Source organism: Rhizobacter sp. P3_C12, assembly GCF_056402735.1.
On record NZ_JBFUGW010000492.1, the window covers coordinates 1 to 2,653 of the forward strand.

General features: G+C 68.1%; 3 protein-coding genes. All 3 read right to left on the reverse strand.

The window, feature by feature from the left end:
- On the reverse strand, positions 1-291 hold a 291-nt coding region (locus AC1DXV_RS33655; RefSeq protein ID WP_477937904.1), incomplete at its 3' end, for a hypothetical protein.
- A 73-nt stretch (positions 292-364) separates the two neighbouring features.
- The gene (locus AC1DXV_RS33660; RefSeq protein WP_477937906.1) at positions 365-1,735 is read right to left on the reverse strand and encodes an FAD-binding oxidoreductase; all 1,371 of its coding nucleotides are present in this window, start codon (positions 1,733-1,735) and stop codon (positions 365-367) included.
- A gap of 159 nt (positions 1,736-1,894) precedes the next feature.
- A partial coding sequence (locus tag AC1DXV_RS33665; protein WP_477937907.1) for a LysR substrate-binding domain-containing protein occupies positions 1,895-2,653 on the reverse strand: 759 nt, incomplete at its 5' end.

The following is a 2,653-nucleotide window of genomic DNA, read 5'->3' on the forward strand; positions in this document are numbered from 1 at the left end:
GGCTTGGCGCGTGCCGGTGCGGTTGCCCCGCGCGTCGTAGCTGTACGTCGTCACGACGCACAGCTGCGGGTTGCCGGGCTCGACCGTCTCCGTCTCCACGAGACCGTCGGGACGGTAGGTGTAGCTCGTCGTGCGCGAGTAGTTGAACGGGTCGGCCGGCGGCTGGACCGGCGACTGCGCGATCGCAGATGTTGCGCAGGCCAGCAGCCGCAACGCGACGATGAAGTTCAATACCGTCCGAGGCACGGCAACGCCGCGCCTCACCACGGCAACATGGTGCGATGAATGCAAGGGCTTCTCCCTCAGGGGATCAACGGGTCGATGGGCTGGGCGGACCTGCCGGTCCGCATGCGCTGCCCGCCTGTCATTCCTGCATGGCGATCACCTTGCCCGGATTCAGGATGTTCAGCGGATCCCACGCCCGCTTCAGCTGGCGCATCAGCTGCACCGCGTTGGCATCGAACTCTTCCGTCAGTAGCACCACCTTGTGCGCGCCGATGCCGTGCTCGGCGGTGCAGGTGCCTTCCATGCGCATCGCGCGGCTCATCATCCGCTGGTTCAGGCGCTCGGCCTCGGCCATCTCGAGCGGGTTGTCGGGGTCGGCAATGAGGATGCACAGCAGGTGCCCGTCGCCCACATGGCCGAACAGCGGGCACAGCAGCGATGAACGCCGCGTGTCCTCGATGGTCTCCTCGATGCACTGCGCCAAGCGCGACAAGGGCACGCAGGCATCGGTGGTGAAGGTGCGCCAGCCCGGCCGCAGCAGCTCGCAGGCGTTGAAGGCGGTGTGGCGGGCGCTCCATAGCCGCGAACGGTCTTCGGGCTGGTCGGCCCAGTCGTAGTCGTCACCGCCGTGCTCGCGCGCGATGTCGCGCACGATCTCGGCCTGCTCGACCACGCCGGCCGCCGTGCCGTGGAACTCGAGGAACAGCGTCGGCCGCTCCTGGTACGACGTTTCGGTGTGCAGGTTGACGGCGCGCAGCGCCAGCGCATCCATGAACTCCGCACGCGCGAGCGGCACGCCGGTCTGGAGGGTCTGGATCACCGTGTCGACCGCGTTGCGCGCGTCGGCGAAGGTGCACACCGCCGTCGCGATCGCCTCGGGCCGCGGGTACAGCCGCACCGTCACCTCGGTGATGACGCCCAGCGTGCCCTCGCTGCCGACGAAGATGCGCGTCAGGTCGTAGCCGGCCGACGATTTCTTGGCCCGGCGCGCAGTGCGGATGATCTTGCCCTCGGCCGTCACGACGGTGAGCGCCAGCACGTTCTCGCGCATCGTGCCGTAGCGCACCGCGCTGGTGCCGCCGGCGCGCGTTGCCGCCATGCCGCCGAGCGATGCCTTCGAGCCCGGATCGATCGGAAAGAACAGGCCGGTGTCCTTCACGTCGGCATTCAGCTGCGAGCGGGTGACGCCGGCCTGCACCGTCGCGGTCAGGTCCTGTGCGTTGATCGTCAGCACCTCGTCCATCTCGGACAGGTCGATCGAGATGCCGCCCGCATGGCCGAGCACATGCCGCTCGAGCGACGAGAACACGCCGAAGGCGGTCACCGCGACGCGGTGCATCGCGCACAGCCGAACCACCTCGGCCACCTCTTCGGTCGTGTGGGCGAAGACGATGCCGTCCGGCATCGTCATGTCGATCGCCGACGGCTCGCGGCCGCACTGCTCGCGCATCAGGCGGCCGAGCTTGAAGCGCAGTCCGAAGGTGTGGCGCAAGGCATCGATCAAGGCCATCGGCGCACCTGTCAATGCGGGGACGGCAGGGTTCACAAAGTCAGTGGCGGAGTTCGCAAGGTCGATCATGGTGGTCCTCTCTGAGACGGTGGATGTGGCGCCTGTTGGCCGGCGCTGCGGTATGAACTGCGGGTACGAAATTTCTTGCAGCCATGCGGGTCACGCGCTCGCGCTCAGCAGGCGCACGCCGCGCCAGGCCGCGTTGCGCACCGCATGCCGGATGGCCAGGGTGGCGGCCGCCAGCACGCATTCGGCGGCCCGTGTCTGCTTGACGACGGTGGTGGCGCACACCGACACCGTGCGCGTGATCGAAGGCCGGGTGATCTCGACCACCGCGAGCTTCTTCTGCAGCACCTCGGTCTCGATGCTGGGCCACGAGAGGATCGTCGCGGCGATGTTGGCCGCGACCGCCTGCTTCAGCAGCGCCAGCGAGTTCATCTCGGCAATGACCGTCGGCGGCGACAGGCCCTCGCGCATCATCACGCGCTCGACCCGGTGGCGCACCCCCTGCTCCAGCCCGGGCAGCACCAGCTCGATGCCCTGCAGCTCGCGCAGCGTGATGACCTTGCGGCGCGCCAGCCGCGACTTCGGGTTCACGACGAGGAACAACCGCTCCTCCATCACGCGCACCATGTCGAGCCCTTCGAGGTTGCCGTCGTCGAACGCGATGCCCAGCATCAGCCGGCCGCTCTTGACCCATTCGAGCACCGTGCCGCTCAGCTCCTCGTAGATCTGCAGGCGGATCGCCGGATAGCGCGTGCGGACCTCGTTGAAGATGGGCAGCCCGAGCGGCGCGACCATGCACAGCGGAATGCCGATGCCGACATGCCCGGTCGGCTCGGTCGAGCAGCTGGTGACCGCATCGTGCGCATCGTCGGCATGCTTCAGGATGGCTTGCGCATAGCGGTACAGGTGCTG